This window comes from Pseudomonas sp. MF4836 (assembly GCF_002018875.1).
In the GTDB taxonomy this organism is placed as follows: domain Bacteria; phylum Pseudomonadota; class Gammaproteobacteria; order Pseudomonadales; family Pseudomonadaceae; genus Aquipseudomonas.
This window is the reverse complement of record NZ_MVOL01000031.1, coordinates 1-22,694: the sequence shown is the minus strand read 5'-3', so window position 1 is coordinate 22,694 and position 22,694 is coordinate 1. Positions and strand designations below refer to the sequence as shown.

At 60.2% G+C, this 22,694-nt stretch carries 13 protein-coding genes and 2 pseudogenes; 12 read left to right on the top strand and 3 right to left on the bottom strand.

The genetic code is table 11. The features are described 5' to 3' along the window. From MF4836_RS35440 to MF4836_RS35290, 6 genes and pseudogenes are all read left to right on the top strand, one after another. Window positions 1-1,198: pseudogene (locus tag MF4836_RS35440) on the top strand (hypothetical protein); the annotation flags it as partial. Further along, a complete protein-coding gene (locus MF4836_RS35305) occupies window positions 1,182-1,859 on the top strand; it encodes a hypothetical protein (protein ID WP_153050305.1) in 678 nt (225 codons plus the stop codon). The pseudogene MF4836_RS35440 and the gene MF4836_RS35305, both read left to right, overlap by 17 nt. Then, window positions 1,859-2,701 carry a hypothetical protein gene (locus MF4836_RS35300; protein ID WP_153050304.1) on the top strand — a complete coding sequence of 281 codons (843 nt, stop codon included), beginning with the start codon at window positions 1,859-1,861 and terminating at the stop codon, window positions 2,699-2,701. The genes MF4836_RS35305 and MF4836_RS35300 overlap by 1 nt, the downstream gene beginning before the upstream one ends. Before the next feature lie 223 nt (window positions 2,702-2,924). Next, window positions 2,925-3,719 carry a hypothetical protein gene (locus MF4836_RS35295; RefSeq protein WP_153050303.1) on the top strand — a complete coding sequence of 265 codons (795 nt, stop codon included), beginning with the start codon at window positions 2,925-2,927 and terminating at the stop codon, window positions 3,717-3,719. A 98-nt stretch (window positions 3,720-3,817) separates the two neighbouring features. After that, window positions 3,818-4,208: pseudogene (locus MF4836_RS36315) on the top strand (N-acetylmuramidase domain-containing protein). Window positions 4,209-4,406: 198 nt separating this feature from the next. After that, complete coding sequence (locus MF4836_RS35290) at window positions 4,407-4,715, top strand: hypothetical protein (RefSeq protein WP_153050302.1); 309 nt, start codon at window positions 4,407-4,409, stop codon at window positions 4,713-4,715. 385 nt (window positions 4,716-5,100) lie between these two features. Here the strand turns inward: MF4836_RS35290 and MF4836_RS34330 are convergent, their stop codons facing one another. Then, a complete protein-coding gene (locus MF4836_RS34330; protein ID WP_078474117.1) occupies window positions 5,101-5,832 on the bottom strand; it encodes a Crp/Fnr family transcriptional regulator in 732 nt (243 codons plus the stop codon). Between the two features lie 89 nt (window positions 5,833-5,921). Beyond that, on the bottom strand, window positions 5,922-14,612 hold the full coding sequence (locus MF4836_RS34325; protein ID WP_078474116.1) for a GH36-type glycosyl hydrolase domain-containing protein: 8,691 nt from the start codon (window positions 14,610-14,612) through the stop codon (window positions 5,922-5,924). Between the two features lie 299 nt (window positions 14,613-14,911). On the opposite strand from MF4836_RS34325, the gene MF4836_RS34320 reads away from it, so the two are divergent. The 3 genes from MF4836_RS34320 (at window position 14,912) to MF4836_RS34310 (ending at window position 16,791) form a co-directional block, all read left to right on the top strand. Continuing rightward, a complete protein-coding gene (locus tag MF4836_RS34320; protein WP_078474115.1) occupies window positions 14,912-15,106 on the top strand; it encodes a hypothetical protein in 195 nt (64 codons plus the stop codon). A gap of 122 nt (window positions 15,107-15,228) precedes the next feature. Continuing rightward, the gene (locus MF4836_RS34315; RefSeq protein ID WP_078474114.1) at window positions 15,229-15,975 is read left to right on the top strand and encodes a DUF533 domain-containing protein; all 747 of its coding nucleotides are present in this window, start codon (window positions 15,229-15,231) and stop codon (window positions 15,973-15,975) included. 282 nt (window positions 15,976-16,257) lie between these two features. Beyond that, entirely contained in the window at window positions 16,258-16,791 is a 534-nt protein-coding gene (locus MF4836_RS34310; protein ID WP_078474113.1) for a DUF3087 family protein, read from the top strand. Between the two features lie 15 nt (window positions 16,792-16,806). On the opposite strand, the gene MF4836_RS34305 is transcribed toward MF4836_RS34310, so the two are convergent. Beyond that, window positions 16,807-17,067, bottom strand: coding sequence for a hypothetical protein (locus MF4836_RS34305; RefSeq protein WP_078474112.1), 261 nt, complete (start codon window positions 17,065-17,067; stop codon window positions 16,807-16,809). A gap of 393 nt (window positions 17,068-17,460) precedes the next feature. Between MF4836_RS34305 and MF4836_RS34300 the strand changes: the two genes are divergently transcribed. The 3 genes from MF4836_RS34300 to MF4836_RS34290 all read left to right on the top strand — a co-directional run. After that, entirely contained in the window at window positions 17,461-19,581 is a 2,121-nt protein-coding gene (locus MF4836_RS34300) for a type VI secretion system Vgr family protein (RefSeq protein WP_078474111.1), read from the top strand. Then, window positions 19,578-20,450 (top strand): DUF4123 domain-containing protein, encoded by an 873-nt coding sequence (locus MF4836_RS34295; protein WP_078474110.1) that lies wholly within the window; start codon window positions 19,578-19,580, stop codon window positions 20,448-20,450. The genes MF4836_RS34300 and MF4836_RS34295 overlap by 4 nt, the downstream gene beginning before the upstream one ends. Window positions 20,451-20,458: 8 nt before the next feature. Further along, window positions 20,459-22,694 (top strand): T6SS effector BTH_I2691 family protein (locus MF4836_RS34290; protein WP_078474109.1); only part of this gene is annotated, 2,236 nt, incomplete at its 3' end.

The window sequence follows — 22,694 nt, the reverse complement described above, 5'->3', positions numbered from 1 at the left end:
GTGGGACGGCACCGCCAGCGCCTTCGTCGACTTCCTCAGAGGCGGCCAGCGACCCGAAGAAACCCCATTCTTCAAACACATCCGCCAACTCATGGGCTTGAACAACCAGGGCGAACTCAGTGAAGAAAACCTGGACGCCGCCTTGCAGAACCGAGCGCTTGCAAAGCGCCTGGGAGGCTTGATCGCCTATCACACCAGCGAATGGCACGTCCCGTCCTGGGCCGGCAAGTACGGCGTGATCTCCGAGATCGCGGTCAAGCTCGGCAAGTGGGCCATGGACAATGTGAAAGCGGAAAAGAACTGCGTGATGAAATTGCGTTGGTGGGGGGAGGTGGCCGCGGATGTTGGGTTACCGGAGGGGGCGAAGGTTTATCACTTTCATCCGGTTGGAATGGTGTGGAATTTAGAGCGAAAAAAATCTTGTATGCCGCTGGCCGAAGTACTTGAACTTGCACTTCGGGTCAGTGGTGGATATGAGGGGCGAAGTGATCTTGACTATCATGCTCTAGCCGATGATTTTGATGGGCAAGGCACTTCTTTTGGGTTGATTCAGTGGAATTTCGGTCAGGGGACCTTGGGGCCGGTGCTACTAAGGATGTATCAAACAGACAGTAATAAATTTTCAAATTGCTTTCCTGATGGAACTAACTATACCAGGCTGAGAAATGCAATAGTCAATAGGGATCGTAATACTCAGTTGGATTGGGTTAGAAAATTATTGCAGGAAAATAGAATCGGCTGGAGAAAGTTGTTTAATTCAATTGGAAGCATAAAGAAATTCCAAGAAATTCAAATCCAAGAGGCCGCTAAGTATCACGAGAATGTAAGAAGGTGCATAGATTTTATGAGGGGAGTTCGACCTGAGCTCATGAGGGAGATTAACGCTTTAACCTATGTGGCATTGTATGATCTATGCGTTCAGCAAAATGGACTTCTAAAAGGCAATACGACTTCAAGAATCGAAGAGAGAACGGCTTCAGAAGACCCGAGAGATCAGATAAGTTTCCTGAGAATATGCGTTGAAGAGAGAGCAGGAACTGCATCAGCTCTATGGGCAGCTGATGCTTTGAGCAGGCGGATGGGGATTGTCGAGGGAAAGGGCTACGCCGCAAGTCTATTTGGTAAGAGCGCCGAGCGGAAAAATTCAAACTTTGGACTACTCAAGGATATTGATAATCGGTATGTCTGCGATCTCTAATGAAAAATTAAAATATGTACTTGTTTGTGTAGTCGCTGTCTGGAGCGGTTTAGGTCTTTGTAATGAGTTGTTGAGGGATGAAAAAAACAGCTCGAAATACAGTGTGGCATGCAATGGGAGTGGCGAATGCTCTGTGGAAATAACCGATCTCTCGGTTAGATTGAATAAAGCGTGCGAATCCCCCCGTATCTCCATGTCATGGAATAAAAGAGCAGAAAATCTTTATTTGATAAGCTGTGACTGCGAATGTACTTCGCACGACAATTCAGGCTGGATAGTTCAGCTCGACGCCGTAGATCGAAAACCATCGGCAAAAAACGTTCCTCTAGGGAGAGATATTACGATTGAGAAACTTGAAAGCTCTTCTGGAGAAATTCATGACATCTACTCATCGCACCCGATGTGCGAACCGATCGATCGGAAAGCATTGCGCAATAGCATATTTGCAAGCCTCTTTAAGCAACCGACCACTATTGGGGCTAATCCTTACTGTTATTCTGTTGTATATATTGTTGAAAATAATTCCGTTCCCCTGATATTCACTGGAAATGAACAATTAAAGAGATATATTAAAGAGTTTGAAGTTGACGTGGTGTCCGGCAGGGAAATACAAGAGGAGGTTGAGCGTGTCTCGGGCATTGTTAGAGGTAGTAAATATTGATGCGTACTCAGAAGCTGAAGTGGAGAGTGTATATTGTTTGTAGTGGCCAATGCCCTCAGGTGAGAGGTCTGGATTTGAGGAGACTATGCGGTGAGTTAAAATATTTTTTCGCTACAGCTCTTTTTGTACTGGTATTTGGGGCTGAATATCGGGCGTATGGAGCTCTGGCACTTATCAAGGACCCGCCACGAAAAGCTGAGCTGTGTGCGGAAAGCTTGAGGCGTAACGCTACTGTTGTTGAAGTTGGATTTTCCGTAAGCACCTTCAGGCTGTTTAAAAGTTATCCGCCGTTGGGCTCTCAAAGCGAATCTGATGATTCAGATAGAGAGAGCAGTTATAAGATTACTAACGCATTGCTACTTTCCATTCACTGTCTTTCGTCTAAGATGTATGAGTTCAAAGTGCGTGCTGGAGTTGGATTGAAGGAAGGTGTTAATAAGGATTTGAAGCCAATTTCGGTGCGGTTGTTGGGCGGGAGTTATTATGTCGTATTTGTCAGGGATGGCTATTTTGTTGGCGATGGCGAGGGGCGCGAGCTTGTGGCCAGTATTGCGGTGTATAACTCCGCAGGCGAGCTTTTAAGGAAAATGGATCGAATTTCGTCATGGCGAGATTATGAGGGAAGCTTGGTTTTACTTGAGGCGTGCGTAGCGGGAAACGGCATGTTGCTACGAGAGTTAAATATTGATCCAAATGTTAGGTCCAAGATGGGTGATGTTATTAGTTATAGCGCTCCCGTACTGTTGTTGGAACAAGTGTTATACCCGGTAGGGGGCGGTTATTCGTTGCAGGGCGATGGTGGGGGAGTTAAGTGTGATTGGAGTAACTACTTGATTCGCTAGAGGTGATCTATAGGCTGCAGATTTAGCGCAGGCGAGAAGTATTATCTATTAAATGAAATCTCCTTCGGCTGGTTGTGGCTTGAATAAATCTAGCGAGCTAAGTGAAGCAATGATTGGACGCTGCCTTAGAAGATTAATTGATAAAAGAGGCCGTTGAGTGGTGAGTTCTCTGAGGTTGGAGATCTTGTGTTTGATATTTTATTAACGCGCTTGAGGCTGAGACATGAGTTGGGTGCGGCGTATAGTGTTTTTTAGTGCTGTTTTATTTTTCTTTGCATATGAGAACTCATGTGCGGAGTCTGTAGAGCTAATGAGGGATGGAAAGAATTATGAGTCCCTCCCTTTGCTTGTAAATAGTTTGAGTGTTGAGCGCAATCGTTCTGTAATAAGTCACTCATCGTTGATGCTGCAAATAAGAGAATTTACAAGAAATAATCATGGTTTCATGTTTGATGTGGATTCAAGGGTAAAGCTCTCTGTGACGAGTAGAGTGGTTTCTGGGTTTCAACAGAATCCACCAAGTTCAGTAAGACTCAAGGATGGAACCCAAATTATATGGGGGTGGCAAGAGGGGCAGGCAGAAGTTCAGTCAATTGCCATATTTGACGAAGGCGACAAGCTTAAGCTCGTTGGGGGCGCGACAAATATTCCAAGAATATTCAGTTGGCGCTCACAGAAAGGACTTAAGAGCTTGGAGGAGTTCGATGCATTACTGGTAAGGCGCCAAGCGTTACATATAGGAAGCCCGATGCTGGTGCTGTTCGTTGAGACTCAATCTGATGCGAACAGATACTACCCGCTTGCTGCGCGTTGGCTTCAGGCAAATCTCCTCGGGTTTAACGCTCAGTGTAATAGTCCAACCTATTCTGAAAGCTGTGTTCTTGCAGATAACATAACCGTTCCTATAGTTGTTCGGACGGCGAGGTGTAGCGCTGAGCAAATGTCGCGTTCTAGTTGTACTCTCCTATCTGCAGGGTCGAGTAAAAGCGAGCTTTCGCTCGATATGTTCATGCAGTAGTCTAAAGTGAAAAGTCTATTTAAAGAGGTTGGATATATCCATAAAATTATGGTTCCGCTTATAAAATAGCTAAAAAGTTAGCAGCGGAGTCTACAAGGATGTGGGGGACTGGAAAAGAAGTAGCGGCTATCGACGTGTACGGACCCTATGGCCGGCCTCAATATGAAAGGCTGATTACGGCTTATCGATTAGATGAAGAGGCAGCACTCCAAGCGTGTTCGTGGGGGAAGTTTCAAATAATGGGTTTCAACTATCGAGCGGCAGGGTTTGATAGCGTTTACGGCTGCAATGTCTCTCGGTGATGCAGAACATATTAAAGCATTTCTCAAGTTTGCTAAAAATAACCCTGTTTTACTAGATGGGCTTAGGCAGAAAAATTTTGAGAAGATTGCCGCGGGTCATAACGGTTCGGAGTGGCGATCAATAAATCCGGATTATGCAAAAAATATAGAGAAATTTTATAATGAGTATGCGAAGTTCAATCGTTAATACGTTATTAGTATTGTGTTTTATTATGGTTTGGTTTGCTTTTTTTCAAAGCGCTCATGCTCAGAGGAGTGAAAGTCTCTGCAAGAAAACTGAAAGAAATATTATGTCTTTTACGGAAAATAATACAAAAAAATCGCCTCCATTTGTGAGGGTGAAAGCTCGGCGTACTTGGTTTATCGGTTTGGGGAAGTTGGAGGTGTGGAGCTTGAATATCCACATGAGCAAAATGAAGAGTCTTGGTCTGAATTTCGCTACAGTGGTTATTTTAGGGGCGGCGGCGTCATAAATGATGCGAGAGGGGATTATACCTTGAGTTTCGTGAATTCAGGGGTGGAGTATACCGTCTTTCAAAATTGGAGCTTGGGAAATAAAGAATACAATCTTGGGGTTTTTGTAGATGCCCCGAACGTTTCGACAGTCTTGAAAGCAAATAAAGATACACAATCGGGTTCGCTTGAGTTATTGAATGGAAATTCTAAAATCCGCAATGCTTGGAGTGGGGAGTAGCTAATGGAAGTTGATGCTTCATGTTGTTAGCAGCAGGGAGCAGAGCACTTTTGTTGTCAGTTGTAAGGTGGTCGTACCATGGTTAAATGTGTAGGGTGAATGCATCAATATATCTGTTTCGAATGCTGATGTTAGCTATCTCGTTTTCAACAGTTTTGTTGAGGGTGTTTCAAAAGTTTTTCAAAGTGAACTTTATAATGAAGAGCTCCATCTCGTGCTAAAGGGGCGGTTAAAAGTTGCTGTAAAGACGAGCCTAAACGCTTAACACGTTCACCCCCATTGTTCGCAGCTATTGAAAACCTCCCCGATGCTGCAAAGAACCCCGATCTTCCACCCACACAACACTGCGGCCCAGGCGCAAGGTGCTCTCCCCAAGCACCGAGCCCTAGCCGCCCAAACGGTAGGCCGGCAAATAGGGCAGCAGGCGTGCGGTTTCGTTGCGCACTACGGCGTAGCACTCGCAGCTCAGTTGTTCGAGCTGGGGCCGGTCGATCACGGTGATGTGGCCTCGGCTGTACTCGATCACTCCCAGGCGTTGCAGCTTGCCGGCGGCTTCGGTGACGCCCTCGCGGCGCACGCCGAGCATGTTGGCGATCAGTTCCTGGGTCATGATCAACTGGTTGCCGGGCAGGCGGTCGAGGGACAGGAGCAGCCAGCGGCACAGTTGCTGGTCGATGGAGTGGTGGCGGTTGCAGACGGCGGTCTGGGCCATCTGGGTGATCAGCGACTGGGTGTAGCGCAGCATCAGCAGGAGCATTTCGCCGTGGCGGTTGAACTCGTCCTTGAGCCGTTGCCCGGGCAGGCGAAAGGCGTGTCCCGGGCTTTGCACAATGGCCCGGCTCGGGGTGCTTTCGCCACCCATGAACAATGACACGCCCACCAGCCCTTCGTTGCCGACCACGGCGATTTCCGCCGAGGCACCGCTTTCCATCACATACAACAGGGACACGATGGCGTCGGTGGGAAAGTACACGTAGCGCGGGACGTCCCCCGATTCGTACAGGATCTTGCCCAGGGGCAGGGCGATCTGCTCCAGGTCGGGGATCAGGCGCTGCTTGACCGGCTCCGGGAGCGCGACCAGCAGGTAGTTCTGGTGTGGCTTGTGTACATCCAGCATATGCAGCGCCACCTTTTAGAAGCCATTCCCCAGGAGCCATTTCCCGGTTGGTCAGGGTAGTCCACAACGGCGTCGCTGTCTGTTATCCCTCATGGCCCTGGCACCGACGCTGTGGCGCTGCCCGTTGTGCCTAACGTTTGTGGGTGGTCGAGCCGCAGCGGGGCCGGGCAGATCACCTGCACTCGGTGCTCCTGGCCGTCGTCGTGCAAAGCCAGCAATGGCTCGGCCAGCGGTTGGCCATCCAGGCTGATGCTGTGCCGCGCGCCCGGTTGCTGGCTGATCTCGATCCGGTACAGGCTGGCGCCGAAGCGGTAGTCCAGGCTGTAGCCGCTCCAGTTGCCGGGGAGCACCGGTTCGAAGCGCAGGGTGTCGCCGCTGCGTACCAGCCCCAGCAGCGACTCGACGGCCAGGCGGTACATCCAGCCCGCAGAGCCGGTGTACCAGGTCCAGCCGCCGCGCCCGGTATGCGGTGCCACGCCGTAGACATCGGCGGCCATCACGTAGGGTTCGACCTTGTAGATGTCGACTTGCGCGGCGCTGCGGCGGCTGACCGGGTTGATCAGGCGCAACAGTTCCCAGGCCTTGGCGCTGTCACCCAGGCGGGCGAAGGCCATGCTCGCCCATACGGCGGCGTGGGTGTATTGGCCGCCGTTCTCGCGTACGCCGGGCACGTAGCCCTTGATGTAACCGGGGTCCAGGCTGCCCTGGTCGAACGGCGGGTCGAGCAGCAGGACCACCCCGGCCTCGCGCCGCACCAGGTGCTGGTCGAGGGCGGTCATGGCCTGTTGCTGGCGCTCGGGGCTGGCGGCGCCGCTGAGCACCGACCAGCTTTGGGCGATGGAGTCGATGCGGCATTCCTGGTTCGCCGCCGAGCCCAGTACCTGGCCGTCGTCGAAATAGGCCCGGCGGTACCAGGCGCCGTCCCAGGCGTGCTGATCCAGGGCGCTGCGCAGGGCGGTTGCCTGCTCATGGCAGCGCTGGGCGAAGGCGCCATCGTCGTGCAGCCGGGCGATGGCGGCGAATTGCTCCAGCACTTCATGGCCGAAAAAGCCCAGCCAGATGCTTTCGCCCCGGCCCTGTTCGCCGACCCGGTTCATCCCGTCGTTCCAGTCGCCGGTGCCCATCAACGGCAGGCCGTGGATGCCCTGGGTCAGGCCGCGCTCGATGGCGCGCTGGCAGTGGTGGTACAGACTTTCTTCCAGGGACGAGGCGCCGGGCAGGTCGTAGTAGGACTCCTCGCCGGCGTTCAGCGCGCGACCTTCGATGTAGCCGACCTTTTCCTCCAGCACGCTACGGTCGCCGGTCACCTGCACATAACGGCTGGTGGCCAGGGGCAGCCAGAGCATGTCGTCCGAACAGCCGGTGCGCACCCCACGGTTTTGCGGTGGGTGCCACCAGTGCTGTACGTCGCCTTCCGGGTACTGGTGGGCGGCGCACTGCAGCAGGTGCTGGCGCGCGGCCTGCGGGTCGGCGTGGAGCATGGCCATGCTGTCTTGCAACTGGTCGCGAAAGCCGATGGCGCCGCCGGACTGGTAAAAGCCGCTGCGCCCGAGGAAGCGGCAGGCGATCACCTGGTACATCAGCCAGCCATTGACCAGCACGTCCAGGGCCGGCTCCGGGGTGGTCACCCGGATCGCGCCCAGAGTGCTGCGCCAGTGCTGGTGCACGGCTTCCAGTTCCAGGGCGGCGGCGCGATTGCCGCGGTACTGCTGGACCAGGCGGGTCGCGGCCTTGGCATCGCGTTCGGCACCCAGGCGAAAGACGATTTCCTGGCTTTCGCCGTCAGCCAGTTCAAGCCCGACCTGCATCGCCGCGCACGGGTCGAAGGCCCCGCCGTAACGCCCGGACAACTTGGCCCGGGTCATGGCTGCCGGGGCGGCAAGGGTGCCGTTGCGGCCGATGAACTCGGTGCGGTCGCCGCTGAAGCTGCGGTCGCTGGCGTCGGTGTCGAGAAACGCCACCCGTGCGCCGAACTCGATGGAGTAGGCGTTGCGCGCAAACAGCGCGCCACTGAAGGGGTCGCTTTCGGTCACCACGTGCATCGCCGAGCGGCTGCGCAGGTCCCCCAGCACCCATTCCACATAGTGCGTGGCCGAAAGCCGGCGTGGCCGGCCGCTGCGGTTGCGCACGATCAGCCGCGAGAACTTGAGCGGCGCGTCCAGCGCCACGTACACCCACAGTTCGGATTGGATGCCGTCTTCTTCATGCTCGAACACGCTGTAGCCAAAACCGTGGCGCGTGCGGTAACTGCTGCTGCCCGGGCATGGCTGGGGCGTCGGCGACCAGAAGTGCCCGCTGTCTTCGTCGCGCAGGTACATCGCCTCGCCGCTGGGATCGCTGACCGGGTCGTTGTTCCAAGGCGTGAGGCGATATTCGTGGGCGTTTTCGTTCCAGGTGTAGGCCCCGCCGCTTTCGGAAATCACCGTGCCCAGCCGGGCGTTGGCCAGCACGTTGCACCAGGGCGCCGGGGTCGGCTGGCCCGGGTGCAGGGTCATGATGTACTCGCGGCCATCGGGGCTGAAGCCGCCGAAGGGGGTATCGAGGATCAGCTGCGGTATCTGCGTCGCCACCGGCTGCCGGGTCAGGCGCTCGCGGCGCACCAGGTTCGGTTCCAGGCGCGCCAGCAGCGGGTCGGCGCGCCGGCGCTGGACCTGCTCGGCGAGGCTGCCCCGGGTGTCGTTGATCACCAGGCGCGCCACCGCCAGCATCAGCGTGCGGTCTTCGCTCGACAGCTGCTGGGCCGGGCGCACGAAGATGCCACCGGGACGGTCGATCAGGCTGGCTTCGCTGCCGGAGGTCACCAGGCCCATGATCAGGTCCTGCAATTGCTGGCGATAACCGGCCTGGTCTTCGTTCCAGATCACCAGGTCCACCGCCAGGCCCTTCTGCCGCCAATAGGCGTGGGCCTTGACCATCTGCTGCACCAGCTCGATGTTGGCCAGGTCGCCGACTTGCAGCAGGACGATCGGCAGGTCGCCGGAAATCGCCTGGCCCCACAGCCCCGACTGGTTGCGGCGGTTGCTCAGCAACAGGCTGCTTTCGGCGCGCAGGGTGGCGTTGGCGTAGATGATCGACGCCGCCATCTGCTCGAACAGCCGGGCATCGGCCAGGGATGCATTGAGCTGGCGCAACAGCACCTGGCTGTGGGTCCAGGCCAGGTCGAAGACCCGGTCGGCCAGGTGCCGGTCGCGGTATTTGTGGATCAGTTGCAGGCAACTGTCGCGGCTCTGGGCGACCCCGGTCACGAAGTCGATGGTTGCGGTCTGCCCGGCATCCAGGGTGATCCGGCAGCGGATCGCGACAATCGGGTCGAGCACCGGCCCGGCGGTGCCGGACAACTGCTCGATCTGCGGCTCCATGGCCGCCGGCGCCACCACGCTGCGACCACGACCGATAAAGCGCGCGCGGTCGGTTTCGTAGGAAATGGCATCGATGTCCACACCGTGGGCGGCCAGCAGGTGGCACATCCAGGGCGGGGCTTCATGATTGGAGCGTGGCCGGCGGGTGCAGATGATCGCCTGCAACGGCGCCAGCAGCTCGGTCTGCACGAACAGGTTGCTGAAGGCCGGGTGCATGGCATCGCTGATGGCTGAGGCCAGCACCACTTCGGCGTAGCTGGTGAGCTCGATGCTGCGCCGGGTGCGGCCGCGGTTGGTGACGTGCAGGCGCCGCAGTTCGATGTCGTCCTCGGGGGAGACGACGATTTCGCTGTGGGTGTCGAAGTCCAGTTCGCGCACGCGGAACTCGGCGCGGGCATCGGTGAAAATCGCCTCGAAGCTTGCCGGGCGACCCAGGGTCGGCTGGTGCGCGGCGGACCAGAAGGCACCGCTGGCCACATCCCGCAGGTAGCAGAACATGCCCCAGTTGTCGCAGGTGCTGTCCTCATGCCAGCGGGTCACCGCCAGTTCGTTGCAACGGCTGTAGCCGCCGCCGGCGCTGCTGACCATCACGTGGTAGCGGCCGTTGGACAACAGCTGCAGGGCCGGGCGCTTGCGGTCGGGGTCGGTGAACACCCGCAGCTTGGTCTCGTTGACCCTCGCCGCTTCATCGGCCGCCGGGGCACTGGAGGCATGCAGGTACTGGGCGGCGGTTTTCGGTACGCGCTCCTGCAACAGCAGGGCGGTGGCCTGGAACTGTGGATCGGATTCAAAGCGCCGCTGCATCGGTTGATCCAGCAACAGCCAGGTCAGGGACAGCAGACTCATGCCCTGGTGGTGAGCCATGAAGGATTGGACGATGGCCTGGCTCTGCCCGCGCGGCAGGCGAGCCTCGGTGTAATCCACCGCTTCATACAGGCCGAAACGCCCGGCCAGGCCCAGCTCGCTGAGGCGTTGCAGGTTATCGCAGGCCGCCTGGGGCGCCACCATCAACGCCAGCACGCTGGCGTAGGGCGCGACCACGCTGTCTTCGCCCAGGCCGCGCTTGAGGCCCAGGCCGGGAACGCCGAAGGCCCGGTACTGATAGTTGAGCTGGGCATCCAGGGTGTTGTAGCCCGACTCGGACACCCCCCAGGGAATCCCCAGCTGCTTGCCGTGCTCGATCTGCAGGGCGACCGCGGCGCGGCACGTCTGGTCCAGCAGAGTGCCTTCGTAGTTGGGCATCACCAGCATCGGCATCAGGTATTCGAACATCGAGCCGGACCAGGACAGCAGCACCGGCATCCCGCCATTGCTGGTCAGCAGGCGGCCCAAGGAGAACCAGCCCTCCTGGGGCAACTGGCCCTGGGCGATCACCACAAAGTTGGTCAGGCGCGCTTCCGAGGCCAGCAGGTCGTAGTAACCGGCGTCGAGCTTGCGTTCGTCGGCGTTGTAACCGATCACGAACAGGTTGCGCTGACGGTCATAGAGGAAGCCGAAGTCCATGCGGGCCAGGTCGCTGATCTGGTCGGTCAATTGCTCCAGGGTGGCCAGGCGCTGGCTGGCCAAGGCGCGGACGGCACTGACCCGGGATTGCTGCTCGGGCACCCAGAGGCTGAGGTCAAGTTCGGCCAACTGACGCCAGCTCAGGGGTGGCAGGTTGCTGCCATCCTGTTGCGCGGGCAGCACGAAGCGCTCCAGTTCGCTGCGCAGGTCCAGGCATTGCGCCGCCAGCTCGGCGCGCCAGAACAGCACCTCGGCGTCGCCCTCGAGCGCGCTGTTGGCCCCGTGGGCGCTGATCTGCTCCAGCAGGCTCAGCAACTGCGCGCTGGAGCCGTTGGCGCTGTGGCTCAGGCGGTGTTGCATCGCCCGGGCCTGCAGGCTCAGGACCTCGATTTCGCGGCTGTCGAGGCCGGCCGTGTTCAGTGCGTCCTGCAGCACGTCCAGGGTATCCACCAGGCCGCTGGCCAGGCGCAAGTCATGCCGCGGCGCATCGGCCAGGGTCAGCAGGCCCGGGCGCAGGGTCAGCAGCAGGCCGGCCAGGTTGCCGCTGTCCACCGTCGACACATACAGCGGCGGCAGGGGTTTGCAGGTCAGGGTGTCGTACCAGTTGTAGAAGTGTCCGCGATAGCGTTCCAGCTGGGCCATGCTCGCCAGGCTCTGTTCCAGGCGTTGCAGCAGGCGGCCGCTGCTCAGGTAGCCGAAGTCGTGGGCCGCCAGGTGCGACAGCAGGGCCATGCCCATGTTGGTCGGCGAGGTGCGGTGGGCCACGGCGAACAGCGGCTGCTCCTGGATATTGTCCGGTGGCAGCCAGTTGTCGGCCGGCCCCACGTACTGGTCGAAGAAGGCCCAGGTGCGCCGGGCCAGGGTTTGCAGAAACCGCAGTTCGGTGCTGGAGGGATGAAACTCGGCGCGCCGCGACGGTCGGCTCAGCCACCAGGCAATGGCCGGGCTGGCCAGCCACATCAGGATAAAGGGCCCGGCGCTGAGCAGCGCCGGCAGCGGCAGCAATGCCAGCAGCATCAGGGCCAGTACCGGAGCGATCCACATGCTGCGGTATTGCCCGGCCAGGGAATGGCCGTGGCCGCGCTCGACTTCCCGCGACGGTTGCCACTGCAACAGCCGGCGCTTGCTTAGCAGCATGCGCCACAGGGTGCGGCCGATGGCATCCAGGCTGTACCAGGTTTCATAGGGCAGCCAGACCAGCGGCAGCAGGGCCCGGGTGAAGTGTTGGGAGCAGGTGTGCAGGGCTGCGGCCAGGTGTTGTTCGATCGGCACGTCGACGGTCTTGTGCATCAGTTCCTGCAACGCGCTGCACAGCGGCTGGATCAGCACCAGCATCAACACTGCCAGGGTCCAGGACACGGGCTCAGAGGCACCGAACCAGCCCCACAGCAGCATGGTCAGAAACGCTGCGGGTTCCAGGCTGCGGCGCAGGTTATCGAAAATCTTCCAGCAGGCCAGGGCGCTGAGCCGGTTGCGCTTGAGCCCGCCGCTGGCCTTGGGTGTCCAGGGCATCAGCCACGGCAGCAACTGCCAGTCGCCGCGAATCCAGCGGTGACGGCGCTTGACGTCGGCGCTGTAGCGCGAGGGGTATTCCTCGAACAGCTGCACATCGCTGAGCAGCCCGGAGCGGGCGTAGCAGCCCTCGATCAGGTCGTGGCTGAGCACCCGGTTATCCGGGAAGCAGTCCTGCAACGCATGCTCGAAGGCGTCCACGGCGTAGATGCCCTTGCCGATAAACGAGCCGTGTTCGAACAGGTCCTGGTAAACGTCCGACACCGCGCGGGTGTAGGGATCGACCCCGGCATCGCTGCCGAACAGACGGGCATAGGCCGAACGCGCGGTGCTCGGCAGGCTGATGCCGACCCGTGGCTGGAGGATCGCGTAGCCGGCGCTGATCTGCCCGGTCTGCGGGTCGAACACCGGGTGGTTCAACGGATGGTCGATGGCGCCGATGCATTGCATGGCCACATCGCGCGGCAATTGGGTGTCGGTGTCCAGGGTGATCACGTACTGGACCCGGGGCAGGGCCTGGATATCGCCGACGATCAGCGCGAAGCGCTCGCGCCCCTGGCCACGCAGCAGCGCATTGAGTTCCGCCAGCTTGCCGCGTTTGCGTTCATAACCCATCCAGCTGCGCTCGGCCGGGTTCCAGCGCCGTGGGCGATGCAGGAGGAAGAAGCGCTCGGCCTCGGCCTCCGGGTATTTGCGGTTCAGGCCTTCGATCAACTGCTGCGCCAGTTGCAGCAAGCCGGCGTCTTCGGGCAGAACTTCGCTGTCGGCGTCCATGAAGTCGCTGAGCAGGGCGAAGTGCAGGTGCGGGTCGCGGTTGGCCAAGAAGCGCACTTCCAGGCCCTCGACCAGTTCTTCGACATCCGCCGCGTTGGCGATCAGGGTCGGCACCACCACCAGGGTTCGCGCCTGCTCCGGGATGCCTTCGCTGTAGTCCAGGCGCGGCAGGATGCAGGGCGCCACCGTCAGGGTCACCAGCCAGTTGATCAGGCCGATTGCCAGGCGGCTGCTCATCAGCAGGGTCGGCAGTGCCAGCAGGGCCAGCAGGTAAAACGCGTGTCCGTCCTCATGCACCGACTGCATAAAGGACCAGGCCAATAGCAGCGACAGCAGCGCCACCGGCAGCAGAAAGAAACTCAAAGGCGCCCGTTGCAGCAGGCGCTGCCAGCGCTGGGCCAGGGGCACCCGTGCTGCGATGCGTTGCTCCAGCTCGCCGCGACCGGGGCCGACCAGGTAGTAACCGACATGGCTGGCCACGGCGGCGGGGTCCTGTGGCGGCTGGCTGTTGCTCAGGTCGATGGCAATGCGCGCCACCTGTTCTTCGCTGAGCGAGCATTGCCGCGCCAGGCGTTCGACCCGGTGCCGGTAGTGGTCGCGGGTGGCGAAGTCCATGCGCTCATACAGGCCTGCCGGGTCGCTGCGCAGCACCTGTTCGACGTGGCTCATGCGCTCGACGAACTCACGCCAGTTGGTGGCCGAGAGCAGGCGCAGGCTGGCGATGCTGTTGCTGATCGACACCTGGTCGGCAGCCTGTTGCTGGGCGTCGAGTTGCACCAGGCGCTCGATGTTCAGCCCCGACTCGCCCAGCAGTTGTTCGATCCAGGCCAGGGGCAGCACCAGCGCGGCGTTCTGCCCTTGCAGGCGGCGCGCCAGTTCGGCGACGAACGAGGAGGTCATTGGCGGCCCCGAGCGCGCCATGTCAGCCACCGTCAGCACCACGCTCTTGGCGTCCTGCTCGGCGGTTTCGATCAGGCGATCGGCCCAGTCGTTGGCCAGGTTGCGGTCATCCCAGTTGGCCATGACCCGTGAGGCCACGCGCCGCAGGTTCTCGATCAGGGCCAGGCGCAACATGATCGGAATCGCCCACAGCTCGCCAAGCTTGAGCGGCATCACGCTCTGATAACACTCGACGAAGCGCCCCAGGCTGTCACCGTCGACCCGGCCATCGCCATGGGAAATGGTTTCCAGGGCAATGTCGTAGACCCGTGGCAGACCCGCCGACTGGCCTTCGGCCAGGCGCGGCAATTGCCGGCTGTAGCCACGCGGCAGGTGGGTCTTGGTGGTGCGGATCTGCTCTTCCACCAGGTAGTAGTTGTCCAGCAGCCACTCGGCGGCCGGGGTCGCGCGGCGCGAGGACAGGGGCGCGGCCGTCAGGGCCCGGCAGCTGCTGGCCAGGGTCGCTTCGTTGTCAGCCAGGCGCGCCAGCAGGGTATCGGCGGTGTTCCCCGGGCTCAGGCGATGTTGCTGCGCCAGCAGAGTGCCGTGGTGTGCCATCTGTTCGGCGCTGAACAGCTCGGAGCGCAGCAGCGGTTCATATTCGAACTTGCGCCGCGATTCGCTCCACTGGCGGTAATGGACGGCAGGCAGACGCCAGAACCGAAAGAGTTTGAGGGTCCAATGACTGTCCATGTTTTCCTTGGCAGAGCGTGCCCTCGACCGGAGAAGCGCCGAAGCGGGGGCAATAAGCGAGGCGGGCGTTATCGGGTGCCAGACCTCGCGGGACGCAGCTTCTCAGGGTCTGAGTCTGTCCAGCTCGGGGGGGAGGTGTCTGTGCGCTGGCGAACATAGCGCGGCAGGCGCCGTATACGGCGCCTGCGACCGTTTATCGGGCGATGACAATTAATCGCCTCCGTCGGTTGTCGATCTTGTGCCGGGTGCATGGCTTCGCCACTTGCGAAGTCGGCCTCGGTCACAGGCATACCCCCACCATGAACAGCGTCGACGATTTCAGGTACAGATCCCATCAACTGCTGATGGAGCTGGATGCGGCCACCTGCGACATGATGAAACTGGTGTCCGCACACCAACTGACAGGGCCGGAATGGGAGATCGCCAACCGCCGCCAGCACGAGGCGTACAAGGTCTGGAACCTGTTTCTCAATGAGCCGCCCCCACGGACTTAACGCGGCCCTGCCCCCTCACGCTCAGGATCACAGCGCACGCCCCGGCCGGACGGTCATGGCGCATTGGCCGGCGAGGGCTATCGTTGCCTTTTTCGCTGCGCGCGATCCATGAGGGCGATGCCATGAACACCAGTGATCTGCTGGAACAACTGCTGCGGGCCGGCCAGGCCTCGATCAACTCCCAGAGCGGCGCCAGCCCGCAATCCCGGGGCGCTTCTACCGGGCTGGGTGGCCTGGGCGGGCTGCTCGGCGGGTTATTGGGCTCAAGCGGGGCGGCGGTGGGCGGAGGTGGCCTGGGTGGTTTGCTCGGCGGCCTGCTGGGCGGTTCGGGCCTGGGTGGCGCCACGCCTCAGGGGCGGACCTCGGGCAACCGCTACGCGGCCCTGGCCTCTCTGGGGATGATGGCGTTCCAGGCGTACCAGGCTTGGCAGCAGCAACAGGCCAGCACCGCGCAACCGGCGGCCGTCGCGCCCGAGGCCCTGCGCACCGTCGACCTGCTGGCCGGGCCGGAAGCCGAGGCCCATAGCCATGCCATCCTGCGGGCCCTGATCGCCGCAGCCAAGGCCGATGGGCGCATCGATGAACAGGAGCAGCAGTTGATCAGCAGCGAACTGGGGCGCCACACCGACGACCCCGACCTGCAGCAGTGGCTCGACGCCGAAGTCGCGCGGCCGCTGGACGCCGCCGATGTGGCGCAAGCCGCCGACGGCCCGGGCATGGCCGCAGAAATGTACCTGGCCAGCGTGATGCTGGTGGACCAGCAACAGGCCGCCGAACGCAATTACCTGGACGAACTGGCGGCGGCGCTGGGCATCGAGCCCGAACTGCAACTGCACCTGGAACAACAAGCCCGGGGCGGCGCGGCCTGAGGCTCGTCCGAGGGCCAATACCCACGTGTGGCGAGGGAGCTTGCTCCCGCTGGGCCGCGCAGCGGCCCTGAAATGGGACTGCTACGCCGGCGCAGCGGCTGGTCCAACGGCAGCCAGTTACTTCGCCACAGCATTGTTCGCCGGCTCTGGTGCTCGAATGATCGGTATGACCCCACTGCGTGCTTTTGTCGCAGCGGGCGATTTAATCGGCGCAGCGGCGTGGCGACGGTGATAATGCCCGGCAATCTTCTTGCCTGTTCCTTATCAGAGCCCGTTGCCGCCATGTTCGAGATCAAGCCGTTCGACCCCGCCACCTACCGCCAGCAGACGCGCCGCAGCACGCTGTTTATCGCGCTGATTTTCCTGTCCCTGGCCATGGTCCTGTCCAGCGCGGCGGTGCTGCTGTTCGGCCAGCCCGGTGGCGACAACTTCTGGCTCAACGTGGCCGGGGTGGCGGCCGGCCTCGCGCTGAGCATCGGCCTGATGCGCGTGCGTTTCTGGTCCCAGCCGTGGATGGCCGCAGCGGTCTACGGCTGGCAGCTCAAGCGCAGCCTGATGAGCGTGACCAACGTCATGCACCACGTGACGGCTGGCGTGCAGGCGCGGGACCCGGCGGCCATGAAGCTGCTGCGTTTCTACCACCAGGGGATCCACCAGATGCACCAGCTCGACGCCAACTCCAGCGGCCAGGACCAACTGGTGCGCGAGGCCGACCAGCATAAGGAAGCGATGCAAGCCATGGGCCTGGACACCGATCAGCCACGCCTGGACCCGCAATGGATCGAGACGGTGAAAAAGATCGCGGTCGCCCGCTAACGCCGAGTGTCGAGGTCACTCACCGGTGTCAGGGGCGTTCAGCTCGGCCCGTGCCAACTGCCACTGGGCCCAGCAATCTTCGGCGACGATATCGGGGTAACCGCGTTTTTCTTCCATCTGCAACGCGGTACTGAACGACATCGCCATGCACACCGCGCCGTCGCGAATCTCCAGCACTTCGCTTTCGCTCAACGGCGCGCCCTTGGCTTGCTCGGCGTGGTGCAGCACGGCGACCAGGGCCGGAATAAAAACCAGGCAAAGTTGTTCGTCGGTCATGGTTCAGTCCATTGAAGGGGAAGGGCGCGCAGTATAAACAGCCACGGTGGGTGGTGCGCGCCCTGTGTGGTGCGGGTACAGGGTCCTGACTGGAGGCCACCTGCAATCACAGGACAGATCGGGAACCTGTGTTCAATGCCTGCCGATTCGGGCCGACGCATCGTCTCCAACAATCCGGCCTCGACTTATGCCCGTCTCGAGGTGGAAGCCTAGGGACACGAAACGCTTTGTCGTTCTTCAGCGTCCACATGGCCTGCCCAACCTGAGTCAGTTTCAGACTGCCCTTATATCCCGCCCTTGAACTCTGCCCTAAATTCCCGCCGCCGGGGCAAGCCCTGCATACCTCCCAGGCTTTGGGGAGCAAACAGGGCACCCAGTGACAGGGAGTGAGTGATGGCCAGCCAATCCGATTTGCGCTTTACCTTCAGCATCGGCGATGAGTCCTTTGACGTTGTCGAGTTCACCTTGCAAGAAGCTCTCTCAGAGACCTTCCTTCTCGCCGTTGACCTCACCAGTGCTAATCCGGCCATCGACTTTGGCCAGGTGCTCGATCGCTCGGCCCTGATGACCCTCTGGCATGGCCAGACTCCCGTACGCCATGTGCACGGCGCGGTGTCTTCCTTTGTTCAGCACGACAGCGGCTTCAGGCGCACCCGTTATTCGGCAGTGATCGAACCGCGCCTGGCGCGGTTGAAGCTCAGCTCCGACTGGCGCATTTTTCAGACCCTTAGCGTGCCGCAGATTACCGAGGCGGTGCTCAAGGCCCATGGTCTGATTCATGACTACGAACAACGTCTCACCACCGAGCATCAGCCCCGCGAATACTGTGTGCAGGCGGGAGATACGGACTACCACTTTGTCGAACGCATCATGCGCGAGGAAGGATTTTTCTACTCCTTTCGGCACAGTGCCGAAGGTCACCAACTGGTTCACAGCGACCGTCTGTTTATCCACGGTCGGGTGGGCGATGAGCCGGTGCAATACAACCCCACGCCCGGTGGTGATCAGCCACAACCGTCTCTACACCGCTTCGCCTACAGCGAAAACGTGCGCACGGCGCGCCAGACCCAACGTGACTACACCTTTCACCATCCGCGCTACAGCCATCAGCACAGCCGCGATGGCATCGATCTGGACCATCAGGGTCGCCAATACGAACGCTACGATTATCCGGCCCGGGCCAAGTTCGACGAGGCCGGTAAGCCCTTCGCCGAGAACCGACTTCGCGGCCATCGCCGCGATGCACGCATGGCGCTGGTGGAGGGCGATGATCCGCGCCTGCAACCGGGCATTTTCTTCACTCTCGCGGGCCACCCACGGGAAGACCTGAACCGTGGCTGGCGCCCTGTGAGCATCGTTCACCACGGCAAACAGCACACCAGCCAGGCTGAAGAAGGCGCCGAGGCGCAACTGGGCACCCACTACAGCTACCAAGCCGAGTTGGTGCCGGACGATGCCGAGTGGCGCGCTGAGCCGCTGCCCAAACCACTGATCGACGGCCCGCAAAACGCCACGGTAGTCGGCCCAAAAAATGAGGAGATATTTACCGACGAATACGGCCGCGTGAAGGTGCAATTCCCCTGGGATCGCGAGGGCAAGCAGGACGAATACAGCTCCTGCTGGATCCGCGTTTCGCAAAACATCTCCGGCGCGACCTGGGGCCATATGGCCATCCCCCGTATCGGTCAGGAAGTCATCGTGGACCATTTCGACGGTGATCCGGATCAACCGATCATCACCGGTCGCACTTATAACCGCCTGCAACTACCGCCCTACGAACTGCCCCGGCACAAGACCCGGATGACCCTCAAGAGCAAAACCCACAAGGGTGAAGGTTTCAACGAACTGCGCTTCGAGGATGAAAAGGACCAGGAAGAAATCTACGTCCACGCGCAGAAAGACCAGAACATCCACATCAACCACGACGAGACGACTTTCGTCGGCCATGACCGCAGCGAACAAGTCGAACACGACGAAACCATCAGCATCGGTCACGACCGCAAGGAAACCGTAGGCAACGACGAGCAGGTCAATATCGGCCAGGACCGCCGGCACGAAATCGGCCAGGACGATGACCTGAGCATCGGTCGCAACCAGACGATTCGCACCGGCAAGGATCGCCTCGAAGAGGTGGGCAATCATCGCCGCGACAAGACCACGGCCAACCACTGGGTCAGCATCGGTGGGCACCAGGAGCACAGCGTGGAAGGCCGATCCGAACTGCAAGCGGGCCAGGGGATTCGGCATCGGACCAAGGTCTACGAGTTGCAGGCCGCCGATGAAGTGCTGATCAGAGGGCCCGGTGGCAGCATCCGTATCGACGGCTCTGGCATCGTCCTCGATGGCATCAGCATTCGGATGAAGGGAGCAATGACTCTGGAGTCCACAGGCAGCACGAACTCGATCCTCATCGATGCAGCACCGGTGCCGGGAGAGCCGATTTGCTTGGGTTGCCTGCTCAAGGCCATTGCGCAAGGGCGCAGTGTCGTTCGGTTGGAGGAGACAGCCCAATGACTCCATTTGCCGAAGGCATTGTGAATGAGTTGCGACCATTGCCGACACACAGACTGACGGCCATCGTTGAAATGGCCCGCCTGGAGGCAGCGGCCAGGCAGCATGTCATCGAGCGGTATGCGGGATGGCCGCTATTGCCACAGCCCGAATTTGCCCATTTGCGGGACGTTGGGCCCTGGCTTTTTGCAGCGTCTTCCGAGTCGTGCCTGCAGGGGCAATACGATTTCCACTGCGACCTCACTGAGTGCACCAGTGATGCGATTTGCGGATGGCTTATCAGCGCCTTGCCCCCGCCTGACCTGGCTGAGCACTTGAGCCAGGCCACCGTCGCCCAAGGGCCTGATGGTGCGACCTATCTGCTGCGCTTTCATACCGAGCTGGCCTTTCCCGTGCTGCATGCCCGCCGCGACTTGCCGGGCATTGCGGATTGGCTGGCGCCGATTCGCTCATGGTGGGTCGTATCCCCGCACCCGGAACGTAAAGCCTGGCGGCATTTCGCTGGCTACGACAAGCCTTCACTGCGCGGGGTTTCAACGATTGAGCTTGATGCATCGTGCTGGAAAGCACTGGCAGGCGACCCACTGAGCTACCGCTTGGCAGACCAACTGCTGGAGCCGCTGACCCGCTCAGGGATGCATGAGAATTGTCATGGCACCCGGCTTGGGCTGGTTCGCGAGTTACTGGCACAGGCCCATCGCCTGGGGCTGAGTCGCCAGAGCGACAAAATTGACTACGTCACCCTGATGGCCTTGCAAGGCAAAAGCCTGCAAGGCTCGCCGATTTGGAACGAGGCATTGCAGGAAGCCAGAGACCAGGGTCGTCCACTCGCACAAGCCCTGCAACTACGCATGCGCAAGAAAGGCGCTTGAGGATACCCATGCTCAGTTGGAAAGAGACCTTTGAGCAATGCACTGAAAACCGCTCGCTCTTGGACAGTGCGCTCGATCGCGGTCCAGAGGTCAGTTGCACGCGAACCTTTGCCATCCTCCCCTTGCGCTATGGCGCAGTGGGCGGCAGTGCTGCACAACTGAAACTGCTGCCGTCTTTGCCGGCACACTTGAGCAAGCCGCAACAGGTCGCGGCCCTGAGTGCGGCAGGCTACGCCATACGTCCGCTGCGCCAGGGCTTTTTGTATGTGCTTATCAAGCGCATCAGTAACGGCACTTACGCCTGGCATAGCCAGTACCGAATCTCGGAACTCGGAACACTGAGCTACATCGATGCGCACAAGCCGTGGCAACCCGCCCCTTCCGCGAGTGTCGACGCTGACGGCATCAAGGGCTTGACCTGGATGTTCAAGGTCAATGATGTGGACGACATCAGCGACCTTCGTCTGCTCTACAGTCCGGCCCCGCTGACCGAAGATTCAATGAAGAAGTACCGTGCATTGCCACGCTACCGTGACACCCTGACCTCGATTGACGTCGCCAAACTGGCTTGCGCAGAGCCTGCGGTAATGGACGGTGTATTGGCTCAGGACCAACTCAATCGGGTGGCGGAGTTTGCAGCGATCGACCAGCCCAGGTTGAAAGAACTGCTCAAGACCCAGGCATATTCCACGTTGCCGCCACCGTTGCAGGTGGCTCGAGCCGAAATGCTGCCTGCCGGTACACGCAAGGAATACCGGGGGGCGGCTATCGTTGTGCATGACGCGATCGGCATCACTCAGGAACTCAATACCTGGCGCAATGCAAGCGTAGAGCCCCTCGATGCCTTTATGGAGCAGAAGGACGCAGAGAACCTCGACAATAAGCGCAAACTCACCGTCGCCTTCGCCATAGAAAACATCAAGCAGTTGCTGGCCGAAGCGGCGGAGGCTAGCTACTACAAGGCAGAGCAGAACATCGGTGTGCGCTACACCGACCGCGAATATGAAATGAGCAACCGGCACGCCGTCGTGCAGTCAGCGGGAACCTATCGTAATTACCGCAACCCTACGCATCAGCAAGAAGTGCAGCAGGCCACCGCCCGGCAGCGACGCCAAGACAGCTGGAATAAATACGCCGAGCACCTCAATGAAGACCGGCGCCAAGCTTTCCTGAAGGACTATCAGCGCGTGGTCGATCAAGCGGACCAGGCCAAGGATGCCCGCGCTGGCGATCACCTGCGGTGGCTGGAAAGCGAGTCGTTCCTCGAAGCGCTGGATGCCTTTGATCGTAACGACGCCGAACAGGCCCTACTGTTCGAAGACCAGATGGGAAAAGCCATTGTCGGGATGAACGCCACCGCCGTAGGCGAGGCGCTTCTGGAGCGCTGGCGCGCCGCGGATATCTCCCGGGAGAACCTGTTCTGGCGCTCCCTGGCGCAAAACCAGACCGCCCTCGAGGACGAAGTCAAAACGCTGGTCCCCCAGCAGCATTCGCTGGTTCACCTTGATCCGCAAACACTCCAGGAAAAATTCAAGAAGCTGTCCGACCTCTATGAAAAAAGCGGTGCGCTTCTCGACGCGCTGGCCCAGAGCGGCATAGCAGGGCCACCGGCAAGTTACCTGGCGGCCGGCGCTCTGATGATCAACACCCTGGGCAATACCCTGTTCCAGGGCACGTTGGCGAGCAATCTGGACAAACCCCTGAACTGGCTGTTGGCCAGGGTCTTGAAATCGCGTTTGGGCCACTATTCGCAGCACTTCCGCCTGGAAATGCGTGACGGCAAGGCCTTGAGCCGCGGCACGTTGGGCCGCATGGACCGCGCGACCTCCCGCAGTTTTGACGAGGCGCTGCGCGCCGGTACCAAAGGGCCCATGGCTGAGGTGCGTCTCGGCGGTCTACTGGTCATGCTGGAAATGTGGAACCTGCACAATCGCTTCAATGCCGCTGACAAGAACAGCCGAGAGTACGCCGAACTCGCGGCCGCGGTGGTGGGGCTCGCGGCGGCGGGTCTTGAAATAGGCGCATCGACGGTGGGCCTTGCGGAAAAGAGCAGCAATGCGGCAGTCCAGCAAGGCGCCAAAGTGTTCAAGAGTGGCCGCCTCTTATACCCCTCTGACGCTGCCTTCTACCCTCTCCCTCCCCCCCCCCCCCCCCGCTCTATGATGCACTCAAACTCAACCCCTCTTCTCACTGTTCTTTCTTCTGTACCACTCACCTACCAACTCACACTACCAATTCTTTACA